Below are 17233 nucleotides of genomic sequence, written 5' to 3'. Positions count from 1 at the left end.
CAGTATTGTTGAGCCTGCGCCAAAGCGCAAGCCGCGGCGGCTTTGCGTTCCCGCTCAGCCCGGCGCCGTCATGGCGGCTTGCGCAACAGCGCGTAGAAGAAACCGTCGCCGTCATCGGGGCCGCCGGGCAGGATGTGGCTGGGGGCCGGCAGCCGCTGCGCCTCGGGGTGGCGGTCCAGGAAAGCCCGGACTTGCTGCTCGCCTTCCTGGGGGAAGATCGAGCAGGTGGCATACAGCAGATGGCCGCCGGGCGCCAGCAGCGGCCACAGCGCATCGGCAATGCGGGCCTGGAGGGCCGCCGTACGGGCAAGGTCGTCGGCGCGGCGCAGCCAGCGGATATCGGGATGGCGGCGCACCACGCCCGAGGCGGTGCAGGGCACGTCGGCCAGGATGGCGTCGTAGGGTTGCCCATCCCACCAGTCGTCGGGCCGTGCCGCGTCGGCGCAGCGCAGGACGACCTCGGGCGAGTCCAGGCCCAGCCGCCGCAGCGTGTCGCTCACGCGCGCCAGCCGGCCCTCGTCGCTGTCCAGCGCCGTCAGGCGCAGCGCGTGGCGTTCGAGCAGATGGGCCGTCTTGCCCCCGGGGGCGGCGCAGGCGTCCAGGACGCGCTGGCCGTCTTGCAACGGCAGCAGCCGCGCGGCTCGTTGGGCCGAGGGATCCTGCACCGACCACCAGCCTTCGGCGTAGCCGGGGATGCCGGTCACGGGGCGGGGGGTGTCCAGGACCAGCCCATCCTCGCCCACGGCGCGCGCGGCCAGCCCGGCCTCGTCCAGGCGTGCGCGCAGCGCATCGCGGGTGATGCGCCGGATGTTGGCGCGCAGCGCCATCGGCGGCGGGCGGTCGGCGGCTTCGAGAATCGTGCGCCAGTCGTCCGGCCAGGCGTCGCGCACGGTATCGACCCACCAGGCGGGATGATTCCAGGCCGCTTCGGGCTGGCTGGCCAGCGCCGCCAGCAGCGTTGCGCGTTCGCGCGCATAGCGGCGCAGCACGGCGTTGATGAGGCCTTTGGCCGGCCGGGTGCGGCGGTCGGCGGCAGCCGCCTCGACCAATTGATGGACCAGGGTGTGTTCGTGATAGATCGGCGTGCCGGGAGGCTGCCCGGTGCCCTCGGCCTGGCGCATGCCGGCTTCCAGCAGGCTCAGGCCCAGCAGGATCAGGGCCTCGGCCAGGCGTTCCGGCGGCCGGCGCGGGACCAGCCGTTCGCGCACGGCTCGTGCATGGCCCAGCCGGCGCATGGCATGGAAGGACAGCGCCTGTGCGGCGGGGCGCAGCGCGGCTGGCGTCGCTCCCAGCGCTTCCGACAGAGATTGGCCGCCCAGAACCGCCCGGATGGCGCGGGCGGCGGCCAGCAGTTGATCGGACAGGACGGCGGGTTGTGGCGATTCCGGCACGGAAGGCGTGTTGAATGGGGGGTTGCAAGACAGATTCCGGGGACTTTAGCACCGATTGGCTAAAATTGAGGGTTTCCCCCGCCGCTTTCCGCCGAGTACTCCATGAGCCAATCTCCCCGCGTCGGTTTCGTCAGCCTGGGCTGTCCCAAGGCCCTGGTCGATTCCGAACGTATCCTGACCCAACTGCGCACCGACGGCTACACCATCAGCCCCGATTATGAGGGGGCCGACGTTGTCGTGGTGAACACCTGCGGCTTCATCGACAGCGCCAAGGCCGAATCACTGGACGCCATCGGCGAGGCCGTCGTGGAAAACGGCAAGGTGATCGTCACCGGGTGCCTGGGCGTGGAAGCCGACATGATCCGCTCCGTGCACCCGGCGGTGCTGGCCGTCACCGGTCCGCAGCAGTACGAGCAGGTGGTGCGGGCCGTGCACGAAGCCGCTCCGCACGAACGCCCGCACGATCCGTACATCGACCTGGTGCCGCCCCAGGGCATCCGCCTGACGCCGCGCCACTACGCCTACCTGAAGATCTCCGAGGGCTGCAACCACAACTGCAGCTTCTGCATCATTCCGTCCATGCGCGGGCGCCTGGTCAGCCGCCCGATCGGCGACGTGTTGGGCGAGGCGCGCCGCCTGGCGGAGGCCGGCGTGAAAGAGCTGCTGGTGATTTCCCAGGACACCAGCGCCTACGGGGTGGACGTCAAGTACCGCACCGGCTTCTGGGACGGGCGCCCGGTCAAGACCCAATTGACCGCGCTGGCGCGCGCCCTGGGCGAGTTCGGCGTCTGGGTGCGCATGCACTATGTCTATCCCTACCCGCACGTCGACGAGTTGATCCCCCTGATGGCCGAAGGCCGTATCCTGCCGTACCTGGACATCCCCTTCCAGCATGCCAGCCCGCGCATCCTGAAGGCCATGAAGCGTCCAGCCTTCGAGGATCGCACCCTGGCCCGCATCCGCCAATGGCGCGAGGTCTGTCCGGATCTGACGCTGCGCTCCACTTTCATCGTCGGCTTTCCTGGCGAGACGGAAGCAGATTTCCAGTATCTGCTCGACTGGATGACCGAGGCCCAGCTCGACCGTGTCGGCTGCTTCCAGTATTCGCCGGTCGAAGGCGCGCGCGCCAACGAACTGGCCGATCCCGTGCCCGACGAAGTCAAGGCCGAACGCTGGGAGCGCTTCATGGCGCACCAGCAGGCGATCTCGACGCAGCGGTTGGCGGCGAAGATCGGCCGCACTCTGACGGTGCTGGTGGACGAGGTCGATGCGGACGGCGGCGCCACCGCGCGATCCATGGCGGATGCCCCCGAAATCGACGGCAGCGTGCTGCTGCGCGATGCCGCCGGCCGCGCGCCGGGCGACCTGGTCCAGGTGCGCATCGAGGACGCGGACGAATACGATCTGTACGGCGTGCCGGTCTAGGGCGCCGCGCGCATCCTCTTTCAGGTTTCCCCGTCGGGTTTGCGCGGCACCACGCGCGGAGGCGGCTTTCCGGCTTCCAGCGGCTGGGCGCGCTTGAAGGTGGCCACGGGCAGGTCGCCGAACACGCCGCGCCGCGCCGCGACGCGCCAGGCGTGGCCATAGGCGACTTCTAGGCTCAGGTGGATCGTGCCGTCGGCGTGGCGGCGGCGCTCCAGGGCGCGAACCAGGCGCTCGCGCCAGGCGCGCCCCGGCAGGCCGCGGCGGCGTTCGGGGTGGGGGTTGCCGCCCAGCGCGCGCACGTCTTCCAGCAACTTGTCGGCGGTCTTGTAGGTCAGGGTGATGATTTCTTGATCCATGACCGGGTCGGCGAAGCCGACCTGCAGCATCAGATCGCCGAAATCGTGCATGTCCACGAATTCCATGGGCCGCGTGTCCAGATCGGCCTCTGCCAGGGCATCGCGCAGTTCGCGGAAAGTGCCGGGCCCCAGGCTGGAATACATCGCCAGGGCGTCGTTGCGCAGGATGCGGCGCCATTCCTGCAGCACCATGTGGGGTTCCGGGTGCCAGTGCAGGGCCAGGTTCGACCAGACCAGATCCAGACTTTCGTCCGGCAGGCCGGTTTCGGCCAGATCGGCCTGCCGGAAATCGGCGGCCGGCGTGGGTTTGTTGCGCAGCCGGTGCCAGAAGCCAGGCTTGGCCGCGTAGCGTTCGCGCGCCGCGTCCAGCAACGCGCCGCAGGCGTCCAGGCCAATGTAGCGCTGGTCGGGATAGCGGGCCCGCAGAGGGTCCAGCGCGTGGGCGGCGCCGCAGCCTGCGTCCAGGATGTCGTGCGGCGCGATGCGGATGTAGCTCAGGCGGCGCAGCATGCGTTGGGCGATTTCCCCGTACAGGAATTGGGGGGCGTCCAGGGGCGCGCGTCGGGCGAATTGGCGCGTGACGGCTTGGGGGTCGATGGGGAGGCGGGGGAGCTGTGGCATAAACGATCAAGGCCGGCTCCGGGCTGATCCGAAGCGTGCTGTGATGGAGTTTTCCTGCGGAAGGACACGCCATTATGCTGCATCTGCCGCCGAACCGCTGGCGCGACTGGGTGCCGGCCGATTGCCCGGGGTGCGGACTGCGCCAGCGCGGCCAGGGGCTGTGCGCCGCGTGCCTGGGCTGTTTGCGCCTGGACGCAGCGCGGCCGCGCTGCCGGCGCTGCGCGCACCCTTTGGCCGATGGGGGTTGTCCCGATTGCGGCGCCGGAGCGCCGGCCTACGACCGCGTGGTGGCGGCGTTCGATTACGAGGGATTGGGGCGTGAACTGATCCGGGATTACAAAGTGCGCCGCCGCGTGTCCCTGGCGCGGCTGCTGGCGGATCTCCTGGCGCGGTCGGTTGGTGCCGCCGGTCCATCTGCCGGGACGATGCCGGATTGGGTGGTGCCGGTGCCGGCCCGGCGCGAGGCGTTGCGGCGGCGCGGTTTCAGCCCGCCGGCCGAGGTGGGGCGCCTGCTCGCCCGGGAACTGGGGTTGCGCTACCGCCTGGACGGCGTGCGCCGGGTGCACGAAGGCCCCCGGCAGGCGGGGCTCGAGCGCGCCCGGCGGCTGTGGGCCCAGGAAGGAGTCTTTGCCGTGGGCGAGGCCGGGCGCCGCCAGGCCGCGGGCCGGCGGATTGCCGTGGTGGACGATGTGCTGACCACGGGCGCAACGCTGCAGGCGGTGGCGGCGGTGCTGAAGGACGCCGGCGCCGTCCATGTCGAAGGTTGGGTGCTGGCGCGCGCCATGACCAGTCTGGGTGTGACGCCTGACCGGCCGGCTTGCGTCCGGGCTCTACAATGAGGGCCGCCGGGCCGCCGTGCGGCCCTCATTGATCCCCGCCATGTTCCACATCGTCCTCGTCGAACCCGAAATTCCGCCCAATACCGGCAATGTGATCCGTCTCGCGGCCAATACCGGCGCTTTCCTGCATCTGGTGCGGCCGCTGGGCTTCACGCTGGATGACGCCCGCATGCGGCGTGCCGGGCTGGATTATCACGAGTGGGCGCGGATGCGGGTGCACGATGGCCTGGACGAGGCGCTGGCGGTGATCGGCGGCGATCCGTCGCGCCGCTTCGCGTTGACCACGCACGGATCCGTCCTGATCGGCGAGCGCGCTTTCGAGGCGGACGATGTGTTCGTATTCGGGCGGGAAACCGCCGGGCTGTCGGAGGCGCAACTGGCCGCCTTTCCCCTGGCGCAGCGCATCCGCCTGCCCATGCGGCCGCAGCAGCGCAGCTTGAACCTGTCCAATGCCGTGGCGGTCACGGTCTTCGAGGCCTGGCGCCAGGCGGGCTACGCCGGCGGCGTCTGAACAGGCCCGGATTCAGACACGCCTGGGCGGCTATTCGTCGCGCGGATCGCGCGCCAAAAGGGCGGCGACGGCCTGGGTCGGTGCGACGCCATCGAACAGCACGCCGCAGACGGCGTCGGTGATGGGCAGGTCCAGCCCGTGCCGGCGGCCCAGCGCCTGCGCGGCCCGGGCGCAGCGCACGCCTTCGGCGGTCATGCCGCCCGCCAGGATGTCTTCCAGTGTGCGGCCCTGACCGATGGCCACGCCCACCTGGCGATTCCGGGACAATTCGCCCGTGGCGGTCAGCACGAGATCGCCCAACCCCGCCAGGCCGATGAAGGTATCCGCCTGGCCGCCCAGCGCCACGCCCAGGCGCTGGATTTCCGCCAGGCCGCGCGTGATCAGGGCGGCGCGGGCGTTGGTGCCCAGCCGCAGGCCGTCGCTGATGCCGCAGGCGATGGCCATGACGTTCTTCAGCGCGCCGCCGACCTCCACGCCCATGACGTCGCGGGTGCCGTAGATGCGTGCCCGGGTGCCGTGGAAGGCCGCCTGGGCGGCGCGGGTGGTGTCCGGGTCGCGGCCGGCGACCGTCAGGGCAACCGGCAGCCCCTGGGCCACCTCGCGGGCGAAGGACGGCCCCGACAGCACGCCCGTGCGCAGCCACGGGCGGCCGGGCAGCGTCTGGGCCACGATCTGATGCGGCCATTCATGGGAGTCGGGACTGATGCCCTTGCAGGTCCACAGCAGATGGACGGGCGCGGCGCCCGGGCCGAGGGCCGACAGCGCTTGCGCGATGCGCCTGCAGACGTCGGCCAGCCCGGCCATCGGCACGCCCAGCACGATCAGGCGGTCGGCCGGATCGGGGCCGTCCAGCACATGCGCCAGCGCGGCATCGAAGTCGTTGGTCGCCCGCAGCGCGGGCGGCAGGTCGATGCCGGGCAGGTAGCGGGGATTGAGATGCTGCTGGTTGATCGCCCGCGCCTGTTCGGGATCGCGAGCCCAGATCAGGGCGTCGGACCGGGCGCTGGCCAGGGCCGCCAGGGCGGTGCCCCAACTGCCCGCTCCCAGGACGCAAAGCCGGACCGGCGCCATGGCGTGACGGCTCCGCCGATCAGTTGCGCGCGCCGGGAGGCAGGATCAGGCCGGAGTCCTCGCCCTGCTCCGGCGCGCCGGATTGCTGCTGCGCCAGGCGCTGTTCGTACAGCGCCTGGAAGTTCATTTCGCTCAGGTGAAGCGGGGGCAGCGAGGTGCGCGTGATCGCGTCGGCGACGTTGGCGCGCAGGTAGGGATAGAGCATGGTGGGGCAGACGATGCCCAGCAGCGGGTCGAGCTGCTCGGCCGGGATGTTGGCGGCCTCGAAGATGCCGGCCTGGGTGAGTTCGATCAGGTACAGGACCTTGTCGCCGATGCGCGTGGTGACCGTCGCGGTCACCGAGGATTCGAACACGCTTTCCGCCAGGCGCTGGCCGCCGACCTGGATGGAAACCTCGACGGTCGGGCCTTCCTGCTCAAGGAAGATTTCCGGCGCGTTGGGCATTTCCAGCGACAGGTCTTTGACGTAGGTGCGCTGCAGGCCGAAGCTGGGGGCCTGGCCATTCTGGGTTTGGTTTTCTTCAGACATGAGGAGTTCCGGTGAGGGTGGGGAAGCCGCGCCGGGAGGGCGCGGGGTGCATGTGGGCGGGGCCTAGGCTTGCAGCAGGGGGACCAGGCCGGCGGCGCGGTCCAGGGCCGACAGGTCGTCGAAGCCGCCGATGTGGCGTTCGCCGATGTAGATCTGCGGCACGGTGCGCCGGCCGGTGCGCTCCATCATCACAGCGCGCTGCTCCGGGTCGCGGTCGATGAAGATCTTGTGGATCTCGGCCACGCCGCGCTGCTTGAGCAGCATTTCGGCGCGGACGCAATAGGGGCACACGGAGGTGCAATACATGGTGACTTGAGCCATGACGATCCATTCAGGTCAGGATTTTTTCAGGGGCAGGCCGCCTTCGGTCCAGGCGCTCAATCCGCCCTCGAGGCAGAATACCTGATCGAAGCCTTGCTTGCGCAACTGGGCCGCCGCCTTGGCGCTGTCGCGGCCGTGGGCGTCGACCAGTACGATGGGCTTGTCCTTGGGCAGGCTGTTGAGATGCGATTCCAGCGTGTCCAGGGGGATGTTGCGGGCCTGGGCGATGGCGCCGGTCTTGAACTGGTCGGCCGGGCGCACGTCCACGAACAGGCCGTGTTCCTGGTTGACCTGGCGAATGGCCTCGGCCAGGGCGATCCGCCCGGTCGAGCGTCCTTTGGACAGGCTGGGCCACAGCAGCAGAGCCCCGGACGCCAGGGCGATGAGCAGAATCCAGAGGTTGTTCTGGCTGAGTAAGAAGTCCACGGCGGTTCCTGTAACGGCGATAGTAGAAAGGTGTCCCGTGCCTGTGCGGGGCACTTTTTGCCTCGGGCGGACCGGCGGCAAAAAAACAAATGCCCCGGGATTATAAAATGGTCGGCAGTTTTGAACTTTGCGGGCTGGCCGATCATGCACAAACTGGTACTCATGCGCCATGGCGAAAGCCAATGGAACCTCGAAAATCGCTTCACGGGCTGGACCGACGTGGATCTCACCGACACCGGCCGCGAGCAGGCACGCCTGGCGGGGGAACTGCTGCGCGCCCAAGGCTATGAGTTCGACCTGGCCTACGCCTCGGTGCTCAAGCGCGCCATCCGCACCCTGTGGATCGCGCTGGACGCCATGGATGCCATGCATACGCCCATCGGCCTGCACTGGCGGTTGAACGAGCGCCACTATGGGGCGCTGCAGGGGCTGAACAAGGCCGAGACGGCCGCCCGCTACGGCGAAGCCCAGGTGCTGCAATGGCGCCGCGCCTATGCGATCGCGCCCGATCCCCTGGCCGAGGATGATCCGCGCCATCCGCGCTTCGATGCCCGCTACCTCCGGGTGCCGGCCGCCGAACTTCCCGCCACGGAATGCCTGCGCGACACGGTAGACCGCGTGGTCCCTTTCTGGAACGAGTCCATCGCACCCGCCATCCGTTCCGGACGGCGGGTGCTGGTCTCGGCCCATGGCAACAGCCTGCGCGCCCTGATCAAGCATCTGGATGGCATTTCCGATGATGACATCATCGGGTTGAACATCCCCACGGGCCAGCCGCTGGTCTACGAACTGGATGAAGACCTGCGCCCCCTGCGCCATTACTACCTGGGCGACGAGGACCAGATCCGCGCCGCCATGCAGGCGGTCGCCAACCAGGGCAAGGCAAGCCAGGCCTGATATGCGCCACATCGGCCTGGGGCTGCTGCTGTGCCTGGCTGCGGCCTGCGCCCAGGCGCAGACATCCTTGCAGGCGCGCCAGGCGCAGGCCCGCGAAGACCGGCAGGCCCTGCGCGCGCAGATCGATGCGCTGCAAAAGCGCATCGAAGCGTCGGAGTCCTCGCGAGAGGACGCCAGCCGCGCGCTGCGGGCCTCCGAACAGGCGATTTCCGATATCAGCCGCGAGCTGGCCGAACTGGACCGGCGCCAGACGGCCTTGCAGGATGCGCTGCACCGGCTGGATGCCGCCCGCGGCCAGCAATCCGAGGCGCTTGAACGCCAGCAAGAGGCGCTGGCGGACCAACTGCGCGCCCAGTACGCCAGCGGCCTGTCGCCCTGGACCGCCCTGCTCTCGGGGCGCGACCCCCAGGATATCGGCCGCGAACTGGCCTGGCTGGCCTACGTCACCCGGTCCCGTACCGAGGCGCTCGATGCCTTGCGGGCCACGCTGGACCGGTTGGCCGAACTGAGGCGGCAGACCGATGAGGGGCGTCGGGATCTGGAGGCCGTGCAGGCCGACGTCCGGCAGCGCCGCCAGGAGTTGCAGGCCCAGCAGGCGCAGCGCCGCGAGGTGCTGGAGAAAATCCGGGCTCAGTTGGACGACCAGCGTGTCCAGGCCAAACAGCTCCAGACGCGCGATGCGCGCCTGGGAAGCCTGATCAAGGACCTGGATGCTGAGATTGCCCGGGCCGAAGCCCGGCGCCAGGCGGCCCTGAAGGCCCAGGCCGAGCGCCGTGCGCGCGAGGCGGCCGAACGCGCCAGGGCCGAGCAGGACCGCCGCGCGCGCGCCGCCGAGCAGGCCCGCCAGGTGCGCGAACAGGCTGAACGGCACCTGCGGGAAGATCAGGCCTCCACGGGCCAGGAAAGCACGGCCGGGCGGCCGCCGCCCGCCGAGCGCGCCGAGCGCGCGCCGGCGGCGCGGATCGAACCCGACGACGGTTTTCCGGGGTTGGCCAAGGGCCTGCCCCGCCCCGTGGCGGCGAGCGAAGTCCAGGGCCGTTTCGGCGCGCAGCGGCCGGAGGGCGGCCTGTGGCGCGGCATTGTGCTGCGCGCGCCGGCCGGCACGCCCGTGCGCGCCGTGGCCGCCGGCCGCGTGGTGTATGCCCATTGGCTGAGCGGGTTCGGCAACCTGCTGATCATCGACCACGGCAAGCAATATCTCAGTGTTTATGCCTACAACCAGTCCCTGATGCGCGAAGTGGGCGACGTGGTGGCGCGCGGCGACGAAGTGGCGCGGGTCGGCGCCACGGGCGGGCAGGTCGAACCCGGCCTGTATTTCGAGCTGCGGCACCAGGGCGCGCCGATCAATCCTGAAATCTGGTTGAAACCGGATTGAGCCGGGGCCTGCGGACTATTTCGTGTTTAATTTCTGTACTATGTACCATTCGTCGCCCGGGCACATGCTGCGCCGTCGCGGCGGTTCGATCATCGCTTAGGAACGTGCATGGGCACTCGAAAAAATCGTTCGTTGAACTGGATGCTGGCGGGTTTCCTCGGAGGGGTGCTGGTCAGTCTCGGCATCTCGGCGGCTGCCCAGAGGGGCGAACCCTTGCCGCTCAAGGCCCTGCAGCAGTTCGCCAACGTCTACGGCGCGATCAAGTCCAGCTATGTCGAGCCGGTGCCCGATCAGACGCTGATCGACGACGCGATCAAGGGCTTGTTCACCGACTTGGATCCGCATTCGGTCTACCTGGACGAAGAAGCCTACAAGCAGATGCAGGACATCACCCGAGGCGGTTTCGGCGGGCTGGGGATCGAGATCGGCACCCAGGACGGCATGCCCAAGGTCATTGCCCCGATCGAGGATACGCCGGCGGCGCGCGCCGGCATCCTGACCGGCGATCTGATCATCCAGATCGATGGCGAGACCACCAAGGGCATGAGCCTGAACGATGCCGTGAAGAAAATGCGTGGTGAGCCCGGCACTCCGATCGACCTGTCGATCCAGCGCGCCGGCAGCCTCAAGCCCCTGAAATTCCACATCGTCCGGGAAATGATCAAGACCCGCAGCGTACGCGGCAAGATGCTGGATCATGGCATCGCCTACGTGCGCATCAGCCAGTTCCAGGACCGCACCACGTCCGACCTGGTGAAGATGCTGGCCGACCTGTCCAAGCAGCAGGCTCCCAAGGGGCTGGTGCTGGATCTGCGCAACGATCCGGGCGGTCTGCTGGATGGCGCCATCGGCGTGTCCTCGGCCTTCCTGGAGCCCGGCAAACTGGTGGTGTCCACCAAGGGCCGCATCCCTTCCTCCAACGAAGAGTTCTATGCGCGTTCCCTGAACGGCAGTCATGGCGTGGAAGGCAACGTGCAACTGCCCGCCTGGACACGCACGGTGCCCATGGTGGTGCTGGTCAATGTGGGCTCGGCCTCGGCCTCGGAAATCGTGGCCGGCGCCCTGCAGGACTACAAGCGCGCCCGCATCATCGGCAACCGCACCTTCGGCAAGGGCTCCGTCCAGTCCGTCCTGCAACTGGACAAGGACACGGGCATCAAGCTCACCACGGCGCGCTACTACACGCCCAGCGGCCGTTCGATTCAGAATACGGGGGTATCGCCCGATCACGTCGTGGACGACAGCGCCGCCGGCAACTTGTTCCGCATGCAGCGCGAGGTCGATCTGCAGCACCACCTCGAGACTCAGGCGAATCCCTCGGGCACGGACGATCCGGAAGACGGCGATTTCGTTCAGGGCGAGATCAAGATGTTCGAGTTCGGCGGCGCCGATGACTGGCAACTGCGCCAGGCCATCAACGCCCTGCAGGGCCGGCCGGTTCTGAAGTCCGATCCTGCCCTGGTGCGCCAGGCGCGCGCCGCCGCGGCGGAGGACAAGTCCGGCATGGCCGCGGCGAAGCCCGCAAGCGATGCGCCGCCCGCTCCGGAGGAAAAAAAAACGCTGAATGACGCCGGTGACGGAGTCGAGCGCTACCGCGTAACCCCGGACGGCCTGATCCGGATTCCGTGATGGAAGACGCGTCCGCCCTGGACGACGCGCGGCTGACGCGCTACGCCCGGCATATTCTGCTCGACGAACTGGGCATCGAAGGGCAGGAGCGCCTGCTGGCCGCCCGGGTGCTGATCGTCGGCGCGGGCGGGCTGGGGTCTCCGGCGGCGTTGTATCTGGCCGCCGCGGGCGCGGGCCGGATCACGCTGGTGGACGACGATGTCGTCGAGCTCAGCAATCTGCAGCGCCAGATACTGCATGCCATGGCCAGTCTCGGACGGCCCAAGGCCGAGTCGGGCCGGGACGCCCTGCTGGCCTTGAATCCCGATATCCGGGTGCGGGCCGTGGTGGAGCGTCTGGACGAGGCCCGCCTGCGAATCCTGGCGCAGGATGCCGATGTGGTGCTGGACTGCTGTGATAATTTCGCCACTCGGCATGCCATCAACCGCGCTTGTGTGGCGACTTGCAGGCCGCTGGTTTCGGGGGCGGCCATCAAGTTTTCTGGCCAGATCAGCGTCTACGATCTGCGCGACGCGGACGCGCCCTGCTATCACTGCCTGTTCCCTGAAGCCGACGATGTCGAAGAACTGCGCTGCGCCACCACGGGCGTGCTGGGACCGCTGGTGGGCATGGTGGGCAGCGTTCAGGCGGCCGAAGCCATCAAGGTGATCGCCGGCATGGGCGAACCCCTGGTCGGCCGGCTGCTGTCGGTCGACGCCTTGCGCATGCAGTGGCACACGATCCGTTTCAGGCGCGATCCCGACTGCCCGGTATGCGCCCGGCGCGGGCCTGCAGCAGCAGCGTTCCCAGGCGGTTGATCCGCGTGTCCACGTACAGGTCGCGGCCGCTGCGCTGACGGCAGAAAGGCGTGCCGGGATGGTACAGCCAGACCGTTCGCATGCCGGCCTGGCGGGCGGATTTCAGGTTGCGTTCGGTATCCTCGACCAGGATGATCCTGCGGGCGGGCACGCCCAACCGGGCAGCCACCATGCGCATCAGGCCCGGCGACGGCTTGGGCCGCGCCAGCCCCATGGGCATCATGTGGTCGATGGCCCAGAGGCCGTCGAATTCCTGCAGAATGCCCAGGGCGTCCAGTACGCGGCGGGCGTAGTGCGCCGGCGCGTTGGTCAGCACGATGCGCCGGCCCGGCAAGCCGCGCAGGCGGGCGGCCAGGCCGGTTTCCGCATGCACCAGCGGGGCGACGTCGAAATCATGGCAGCGGGCCAGGAACTGGCGCAGGTTGACCCCGTGGTGGCGCGCCAGGCCGATGGCCGTGGCGCCGTAGCGTTGCCAGTAGCGCAGGCGCAGCGCGTTGGCCTGATCCGCGGGCAGAGCCAGCGCCCGGGCCACGGCGTCGCCCATGCGCCGGTCGATGGCATTGAAAATGCCGCGCGAGGCGTCATGCAGGGTGTTGTCCAGGTCGAACAGCCAGACCGGGTCGTCGGGATGGATGTCCCGCCGGCGGCGCAGGGGGCTGGGCGCGCGCAGCGGGTTCATGAGGCCTTCTGGGCGCGCGGGAGGCGGCCCGGCGCGCTCGACGCCATCAGTGCGAACTGATCATGGTGCCCACGCCGCGATCCGTGAGGATCTCGAGCAGCAGGCAGTGCGGCACGCGGCCGTCGATGATGTGCACGGAATTCACGCCGTAGCGGGCGGCGTCCAGCGCCGAGGAAATTTTCGGCAGCATGCCGCCCGACAGGGTGCCATCCTGGAACAGCGCGTCGATGGTCTGGGCCGACAGGCTGCGCAGCAGCTTGCCGCTCTTGTCCAGCACCCCGGGGGTGTTGGTCAGCATGACGAGCTTCTCGGCGCCCAGGACCTCGGCCATCTTGCCGGCGACCACGTCGGCGTTGATGTTGTAGGCTTGGCCGTCCTCGCCGTAGCCGATGGACGAGATGATGGGAATGAATTGGTCGTCCTGCAGCGCCTTGACCACGGCCGGCTCGATGCGCTCGATGTCGCCCACGAAGCCGATGTCCAGCGTGGCGCCGGGATGCTCGAGGTCGGGCATGAGCTTCTTGCGGGCCTGGATCATGCAGCCGTCCTTGCCGGTCAGGCCCACGGCCTTGCCGCCGGCTTCGTTGACCATCATGACGATGTCCTGCTGGACCTGGCCGCCCAGCACCCATTCGACGACTTCCATGGTTTCGGCGTCGGTGACGCGCATGCCCTGGATGAAGGTGCCTTCCTTGCCGATGCGCTTGAGCGCGCTGTTGATCTGCGGGCCGCCGCCATGCACCACCACCGGGTTCAGGCCGACGAGCTTGAGCAGCACGACGTCGTGGGCGAAGCTGCGCTGCAGGTGTTCGTCCGTCATGGCATTGCCGCCATACTTGATGACGACGGTCTTGCCGTGAAAGCGGCGGATGTAAGGCAGGGCCTCGGAGAGGACTTCGGCCTTGAGGGCGGCCGGTGTCTGGGAGGCAGTGTCCTGGGCGGTGTTCGTCATGTCAAGAAGCCAGAGCCTGTTCGACCGTAGCCATGAAGGCCTGTTCGTCGTAGTTGCCGAGATAGCGCTTGATGATGTGGCCTTGCTTGTCGATCAGGAAGGCCGTGGGGGTCAGGCGCACGTCGCCGAAGGCCTGGGCGATCTTGCCCTGGGCGTCGATCACCACCGGAAAGGGCAGTTGGCGCGTTTCGGTGAAATTCTTGACGTAGCTGGGCGGATCGTATTGCATGGCCACGCCGATGGTGTCGAAACCCCGGGATTTGAGTTCCTCGTAGTGGCGGATGGTGTCGGGCATCTGCGCCACGCAAGTGGTGCAACTGGTGGCCCAGAACTTGACCAGCACGACCTTGCCGCGCAGTTCCTGCATGGTGACGGTGCGGCCGTTCAGGTCGGTGAAGGCGACGTCCGGCGCCGCCTGGGCGGCGCTCTGGAACTGCCAGAGGGCGGCGGCGCCGATCGCCACGACGGCCGCCAGGCCGATGAGTATTTTCTTCATTGCACGGGCATGGTCTGGGCGCCGCCGTCATGGTTCGCGGGTGACGGGGCAGTGGCGCCGGATGAACTGGAATCGCTGACGGGGGCTGCGGCCCCTTGCTGGCCAGGCTCGGTCAACAGGGTTTCGCGCGCCACGATCATGAACAATTTTACGACTTTGTTGACCCCGGAGATACCGGCGACGACGGTTGCGGCGCGCTGGCCTTCTTCCTGGGTGACCTTGCCCATCAGGTAGACGATGCCGCGCTCCGTGGTGACCTTGATGGTGCGGAAAGGCACGTTCTCGGTGGCGACCAGTTGGCTCTTGACCTTGGAGGTCAGCCAGGTGTCGTTGGTGCGCACACTGAGCGGCGTGATGTCGCCGACGCGGATATGGTTGTCCACCGTGCGGACCTTGGTGATGCCCCGGGCGATGGTCTCGGCCTGTTGCCGGTCGGCTTCGGTGGGCACGTCGCCCACCAGCAGCAGCCGGCCCGCGTAGGACATGCCCAGGACGCGGGCCTTGTCGCCGAACGCCTTGTTCATTTCACTGGCGACGCGCAGTTCGATCGTTTGGTCGTCGACCTGTTCGCCGGCGGTGCGCCGGTCCGTGGCCACGGTTGCGGACGTGGCGGCCACGCCGCCCACGACGAACAGGCCGCAGGCCGACAGGGTGGACAGGCAGGCCAGGCCGATCAGGAGGCGGGCGAGGGTGCGGGCGTGAACGGGCATCAGAGAGGGTCTCCCAGGAGCAGGGCGTCAATGCCGTCGCACAGCGCATGCAGCAGCAGGATGTGGACTTCCTGGATGCGCATGGTGCGGTCGTGCGGGACGCAGAGATGGATATCGGTCTCGTAGAGCAGGGTATTGAGCTGGCCGCCGCCCTTGCCTGTCAGGGCGATGATCTGCATGTCGCGTTCATGGGCGGCTTCGATGGCGCGCAGGACGTTGGGCGAGTTGCCGCTGGTGGTGATGGCAACCAGGATGTCGCCGGGCTGGCCCAGGGCGGCCACTTGGCGCTCGAACACGGCGTTGAAGCCATAATCGTTGCCGACGGCGGTCATGATCGAGGTGTCGGTGTTCAGGGCGATTCCGGCCAGCGGCAGGCGGTCGCGCTCGAAACGGCCCACCAGCTCGGCCACGAAATGCTGGGCATCGGCGGCCGAGCCGCCATTGCCGCAGGCCAGGATGCGAGCGTTGTTTGTCAGGGCGCCGAACAGCAGGTCGACGGCAGCCGCCAGGGCGGGAGCCAGTTCGCGGGCGCTGGCGCGGAACGTATCGACGGCGTCGTCGAAATGCGACGTCATGCGGGAGGTCATGTCCATGCCGCCGATTATCGCATGAGCGCGCGCCGCTGTTACACGTGAACGTAACAGTTTCCGGGATGAGCCCGGACGCCCGGCAGTCCCTGCGGACTGCCGGGTGCCTGACGAATCCGAACCGCGTGCGGGCGGTGGGGTGGGTGAGGTCAGGGGCGGAAGGCGTCGCGGATCCAGCAGGGGCCGTCCGCACCGAAAGTCACCACATCGAAGCGGCAGGCCGGGGCGGCGCCGCCGAAGTGCCGCCGGGTCAGCCGAGGCAGAAAATGACGCGCCGCGCGGACGATCCGGGTTTGCTTGGCGCGGTTTACACTGGCGGCGGCGCCGCCGAAGGCCGGGTTGCGGCGCTCCCGTACCTCGATGAACAGCAGCAGGGCGTCTTCGCGGGCCACGAGGTCGATTTCACCGGCGCGGCAGTTCAGGTTGGCCGCCAGGATGCGGATGCCGCAAGCCTCCAGATGGCGCGCCGCGCGCGCTTCGGCCGCACGGCCCTGGCGCTGTGTCGGAGAACCGCCTGGCGCTTCGATGGCCGGCCGGGCTTGGCCGGCGCCCGCGGCGCGCCGCAGGCGCCGGCGTCGGCGCGTCACCGCCCGGCGCTGGGCCTGCCGGGCGGTTTCATAGGGGTCGACGGACATGGCGGGGCATCCAATCCACAAGAGGAAGAATCGAGTATGACGGACAGTGCAGACTGGGAAAAGGCCGGGCCGACGTGGAAACGTCACGCCGAGCTGGCGGCGGGGCAATCCTGGCCGGCGGGCTGCTTGTATGTGGTCGCCACGCCGATCGGCAATCTGGAGGATCTGAGTCTGCGCGCCTGGGAGGCGCTGCGCCGCTGCGATGCGATTGCGGCCGAGGACACGCGCACCACCCGGACGCTGCTGGACGCCTGGGGCCTCGCGACGCCGCTGCTGGCGGCGCATCGCCACAATGAACGCGACGCCGCCCAAGCGGTGATCGGCCGATTGGCCCGGGGCGAACGCATTGCCCTGGTGTCCGATGCCGGCGCGCCCGCCGTCAGTGATCCGGGCGCGCGGGTGGTGCGCGAAGTCCGGGCGGCCGGCTACCGGGTCGTGCCTTTGCCGGGGCCCAGCGCCGTCATCGCCGCGCTCATGGCGAGCGGCGCCACCAGCGACGAGACGCCTGAGTTTGCCTTTGCCGGTTTCATGCCGCCCAAGGCCCAGGCGCGCCGCAAGTGGCTGGACCGGTGGCTCGCCTGGCCGGTGCCGGTGGTGATGTTCGAGGCGCCGCACCGGCTGCGGGCAGCGCTGCAGGAGCTCGCGGCGGCGGCCGGACCGGCGCGGCGGGTGACGATCGCGCGCGAGCTGAGCAAACGTTTCGAGGAGATCCATACCTTGCCGGCGGGCGAGGCCCTGGCCTGGCTGGATGAGGACGCCCATCGGGAACAGGGTGAATTCGTGCTGGTGGTGCATGCCGGCGAGCGGGCGGCCGAGCCGGACGAGGCGTTGACGCCCGAGCAGCGCCGGCTGATGGAATCCTTGCTGGAAGACCTCTCTGTGCGCGATGCCGCGCGGATCGGCGCACGGGCCACGGGCCTGGCGCGCGATCGGCTTTACGCCTGGGCTTTGGCCCGGGAGCGGGCGGACCGCTGATCGGGCCTTGC

The 17233-nt window shown here is 68.9% G+C and carries 20 protein-coding genes; 8 read left to right on the top strand and 12 right to left on the bottom strand.

Features of this window, described 5'->3' with window-relative positions; genetic code table 11:
• Positions 1 to 68: 68 nt before the first annotated feature.
• Positions 69 to 1391, bottom strand: a complete 1323-nt coding sequence (rsmB, locus tag ABRZ00_RS03700) for a 16S rRNA (cytosine(967)-C(5))-methyltransferase RsmB (RefSeq protein WP_368647840.1) — start codon at positions 1389 to 1391, stop codon at positions 69 to 71.
• 102 nt (positions 1392 to 1493) lie between these two features.
• Here rsmB and rimO point away from each other — a divergent pair, with 102 nt between their 5' ends.
• Complete coding sequence (rimO, locus tag ABRZ00_RS03695) at positions 1494 to 2816, top strand: 30S ribosomal protein S12 methylthiotransferase RimO (RefSeq protein WP_368647839.1); 1323 nt, start codon at positions 1494 to 1496, stop codon at positions 2814 to 2816.
• 20 nt (positions 2817 to 2836) lie between these two features.
• Here the strand turns inward: rimO and ABRZ00_RS03690 are convergent, their stop codons facing one another.
• Positions 2837 to 3793, bottom strand: a complete 957-nt coding sequence (locus tag ABRZ00_RS03690; protein WP_368641085.1) for a methyltransferase domain-containing protein — start codon at positions 3791 to 3793, stop codon at positions 2837 to 2839.
• Between the two features lie 74 nt (positions 3794 to 3867).
• On the opposite strand from ABRZ00_RS03690, the gene ABRZ00_RS03685 reads away from it, so the two are divergent.
• Positions 3868 to 4632: a ComF family protein gene (locus ABRZ00_RS03685; RefSeq protein WP_368647838.1), complete on the top strand. Its 765-nt coding sequence runs from the start codon at positions 3868 to 3870 to the stop codon at positions 4630 to 4632.
• Between the two features lie 40 nt (positions 4633 to 4672).
• Entirely contained in the window at positions 4673 to 5143 is a 471-nt protein-coding gene (locus tag ABRZ00_RS03680) for a tRNA (cytidine(34)-2'-O)-methyltransferase (protein ID WP_368647837.1), read from the top strand.
• Between the two features lie 30 nt (positions 5144 to 5173).
• Here ABRZ00_RS03680 and ABRZ00_RS03675 read toward each other — a convergent pair whose 3' ends face one another.
• From ABRZ00_RS03675 to ABRZ00_RS03660, 4 genes are all read right to left on the bottom strand, one after another.
• Entirely contained in the window at positions 5174 to 6214 is a 1041-nt protein-coding gene (locus tag ABRZ00_RS03675) for an NAD(P)H-dependent glycerol-3-phosphate dehydrogenase (protein WP_368644450.1), read from the bottom strand.
• 19 nt (positions 6215 to 6233) lie between these two features.
• The gene (secB, locus tag ABRZ00_RS03670; protein WP_343838044.1) at positions 6234 to 6743 is read right to left on the bottom strand and encodes a protein-export chaperone SecB; all 510 of its coding nucleotides are present in this window, start codon (positions 6741 to 6743) and stop codon (positions 6234 to 6236) included.
• A 63-nt stretch (positions 6744 to 6806) separates the two neighbouring features.
• On the bottom strand, positions 6807 to 7064 hold the full coding sequence (grxC, locus tag ABRZ00_RS03665; protein WP_343838046.1) for a glutaredoxin 3: 258 nt from the start codon (positions 7062 to 7064) through the stop codon (positions 6807 to 6809).
• Between the two features lie 15 nt (positions 7065 to 7079).
• Positions 7080 to 7490: a rhodanese-like domain-containing protein gene (locus tag ABRZ00_RS03660; protein WP_368641089.1), complete on the bottom strand. Its 411-nt coding sequence runs from the start codon at positions 7488 to 7490 to the stop codon at positions 7080 to 7082.
• Positions 7491 to 7634: 144 nt separating this feature from the next.
• Between ABRZ00_RS03660 and gpmA the strand changes: the two genes are divergently transcribed.
• The 4 genes from gpmA (at position 7635) to ABRZ00_RS03640 (ending at position 12188) form a co-directional block, all read left to right on the top strand.
• Positions 7635 to 8387, top strand: coding sequence for a 2,3-diphosphoglycerate-dependent phosphoglycerate mutase (gpmA, locus tag ABRZ00_RS03655; RefSeq protein ID WP_368644449.1), 753 nt, complete (start codon positions 7635 to 7637; stop codon positions 8385 to 8387).
• A 1-nt stretch (position 8388) separates the two neighbouring features.
• Positions 8389 to 9762 (top strand): murein hydrolase activator EnvC, encoded by a 1374-nt coding sequence (locus ABRZ00_RS03650; RefSeq protein WP_368641090.1) that lies wholly within the window; start codon positions 8389 to 8391, stop codon positions 9760 to 9762.
• A 108-nt stretch (positions 9763 to 9870) separates the two neighbouring features.
• Entirely contained in the window at positions 9871 to 11391 is a 1521-nt protein-coding gene (locus tag ABRZ00_RS03645) for a S41 family peptidase (protein WP_368644448.1), read from the top strand.
• A 17-nt stretch (positions 11392 to 11408) separates the two neighbouring features.
• A complete protein-coding gene (locus ABRZ00_RS03640; RefSeq protein ID WP_368642794.1) occupies positions 11409 to 12188 on the top strand; it encodes a ThiF family adenylyltransferase in 780 nt (259 codons plus the stop codon).
• Here ABRZ00_RS03640 and ABRZ00_RS03635 read toward each other — a convergent pair.
• From ABRZ00_RS03635 to ABRZ00_RS03610, 6 genes are all read right to left on the bottom strand, one after another.
• Positions 12118 to 12867: a pyrimidine 5'-nucleotidase gene (locus ABRZ00_RS03635; RefSeq protein ID WP_368641092.1), complete on the bottom strand. Its 750-nt coding sequence runs from the start codon at positions 12865 to 12867 to the stop codon at positions 12118 to 12120. The two genes, ABRZ00_RS03640 and ABRZ00_RS03635, sit on opposite strands and share 71 nt — an antisense overlap.
• 46 nt (positions 12868 to 12913) lie before the next feature.
• Positions 12914 to 13819, bottom strand: coding sequence for an acetylglutamate kinase (gene argB / locus ABRZ00_RS03630; RefSeq protein ID WP_368644447.1), 906 nt, complete (start codon positions 13817 to 13819; stop codon positions 12914 to 12916).
• Between the two features lies 1 nt (position 13820).
• A complete protein-coding gene (locus ABRZ00_RS03625) occupies positions 13821 to 14315 on the bottom strand; it encodes a TlpA disulfide reductase family protein (protein ID WP_343838059.1) in 495 nt (164 codons plus the stop codon).
• A complete protein-coding gene (locus ABRZ00_RS03620; RefSeq protein ID WP_368641094.1) occupies positions 14312 to 15025 on the bottom strand; it encodes a BON domain-containing protein in 714 nt (237 codons plus the stop codon). Before ABRZ00_RS03620 ends, ABRZ00_RS03625 begins: the two co-directional genes overlap by 4 nt.
• Positions 15025 to 15618 (bottom strand): phosphoheptose isomerase, encoded by a 594-nt coding sequence (locus tag ABRZ00_RS03615; protein ID WP_343838064.1) that lies wholly within the window; start codon positions 15616 to 15618, stop codon positions 15025 to 15027. Before ABRZ00_RS03615 ends, ABRZ00_RS03620 begins: the two co-directional genes overlap by 1 nt.
• Positions 15619 to 15761: 143 nt before the next feature.
• Positions 15762 to 16247: a YraN family protein gene (locus ABRZ00_RS03610; RefSeq protein ID WP_368641095.1), complete on the bottom strand. Its 486-nt coding sequence runs from the start codon at positions 16245 to 16247 to the stop codon at positions 15762 to 15764.
• Between the two features lie 36 nt (positions 16248 to 16283).
• Here ABRZ00_RS03610 and rsmI point away from each other — a divergent pair, with 36 nt between their 5' ends.
• The gene (gene rsmI, locus ABRZ00_RS03605; protein ID WP_368641096.1) at positions 16284 to 17222 is read left to right on the top strand and encodes a 16S rRNA (cytidine(1402)-2'-O)-methyltransferase; all 939 of its coding nucleotides are present in this window, start codon (positions 16284 to 16286) and stop codon (positions 17220 to 17222) included.
• Positions 17223 to 17233 lie beyond the last annotated feature (11 nt).

The organism is Castellaniella ginsengisoli (assembly GCF_040955415.1).
Taxonomy (GTDB): domain Bacteria; phylum Pseudomonadota; class Gammaproteobacteria; order Burkholderiales; family Burkholderiaceae_B; genus Castellaniella; species Castellaniella ginsengisoli.
This window is presented reverse-complemented; position numbering and strand designations above follow the sequence as displayed.

Coding starts and splice junctions, on each gene's coding strand:
- ABRZ00_RS03690 (WP_368641085.1), bottom strand. CDS start 3,793: ATGCCACAGCTCCCCCGCCTCCCCATCGACCCCCAAGCCGTCACGCGC.
- ABRZ00_RS03645 (WP_368644448.1), top strand. CDS start 9,871: ATGGGCACTCGAAAAAATCGTTCGTTGAACTGGATGCTGGCGGGTTTC.
- secB (WP_343838044.1), bottom strand. CDS start 6,743: ATGTCTGAAGAAAACCAAACCCAGAATGGCCAGGCCCCCAGCTTCGGC.
- grxC (WP_343838046.1), bottom strand. CDS start 7,064: ATGGCTCAAGTCACCATGTATTGCACCTCCGTGTGCCCCTATTGCGTC.
- ABRZ00_RS03650 (WP_368641090.1), top strand. CDS start 8,389: ATGCGCCACATCGGCCTGGGGCTGCTGCTGTGCCTGGCTGCGGCCTGC.
- ABRZ00_RS03620 (WP_368641094.1), bottom strand. CDS start 15,025: ATGCCCGTTCACGCCCGCACCCTCGCCCGCCTCCTGATCGGCCTGGCC.
- ABRZ00_RS03610 (WP_368641095.1), bottom strand. CDS start 16,247: ATGTCCGTCGACCCCTATGAAACCGCCCGGCAGGCCCAGCGCCGGGCG.
- ABRZ00_RS03635 (WP_368641092.1), bottom strand. CDS start 12,867: ATGAACCCGCTGCGCGCGCCCAGCCCCCTGCGCCGCCGGCGGGACATC.
- ABRZ00_RS03615 (WP_343838064.1), bottom strand. CDS start 15,618: ATGGACATGACCTCCCGCATGACGTCGCATTTCGACGACGCCGTCGAT.
- ABRZ00_RS03625 (WP_343838059.1), bottom strand. CDS start 14,315: ATGAAGAAAATACTCATCGGCCTGGCGGCCGTCGTGGCGATCGGCGCC.
- rimO (WP_368647839.1), top strand. CDS start 1,494: ATGAGCCAATCTCCCCGCGTCGGTTTCGTCAGCCTGGGCTGTCCCAAG.
- ABRZ00_RS03675 (WP_368644450.1), bottom strand. CDS start 6,214: ATGGCGCCGGTCCGGCTTTGCGTCCTGGGAGCGGGCAGTTGGGGCACC.
- gpmA (WP_368644449.1), top strand. CDS start 7,635: ATGCACAAACTGGTACTCATGCGCCATGGCGAAAGCCAATGGAACCTC.
- rsmI (WP_368641096.1), top strand. CDS start 16,284: ATGACGGACAGTGCAGACTGGGAAAAGGCCGGGCCGACGTGGAAACGT.
- argB (WP_368644447.1), bottom strand. CDS start 13,819: ATGACGAACACCGCCCAGGACACTGCCTCCCAGACACCGGCCGCCCTC.
- ABRZ00_RS03685 (WP_368647838.1), top strand. CDS start 3,868: ATGCTGCATCTGCCGCCGAACCGCTGGCGCGACTGGGTGCCGGCCGAT.
- ABRZ00_RS03680 (WP_368647837.1), top strand. CDS start 4,673: ATGTTCCACATCGTCCTCGTCGAACCCGAAATTCCGCCCAATACCGGC.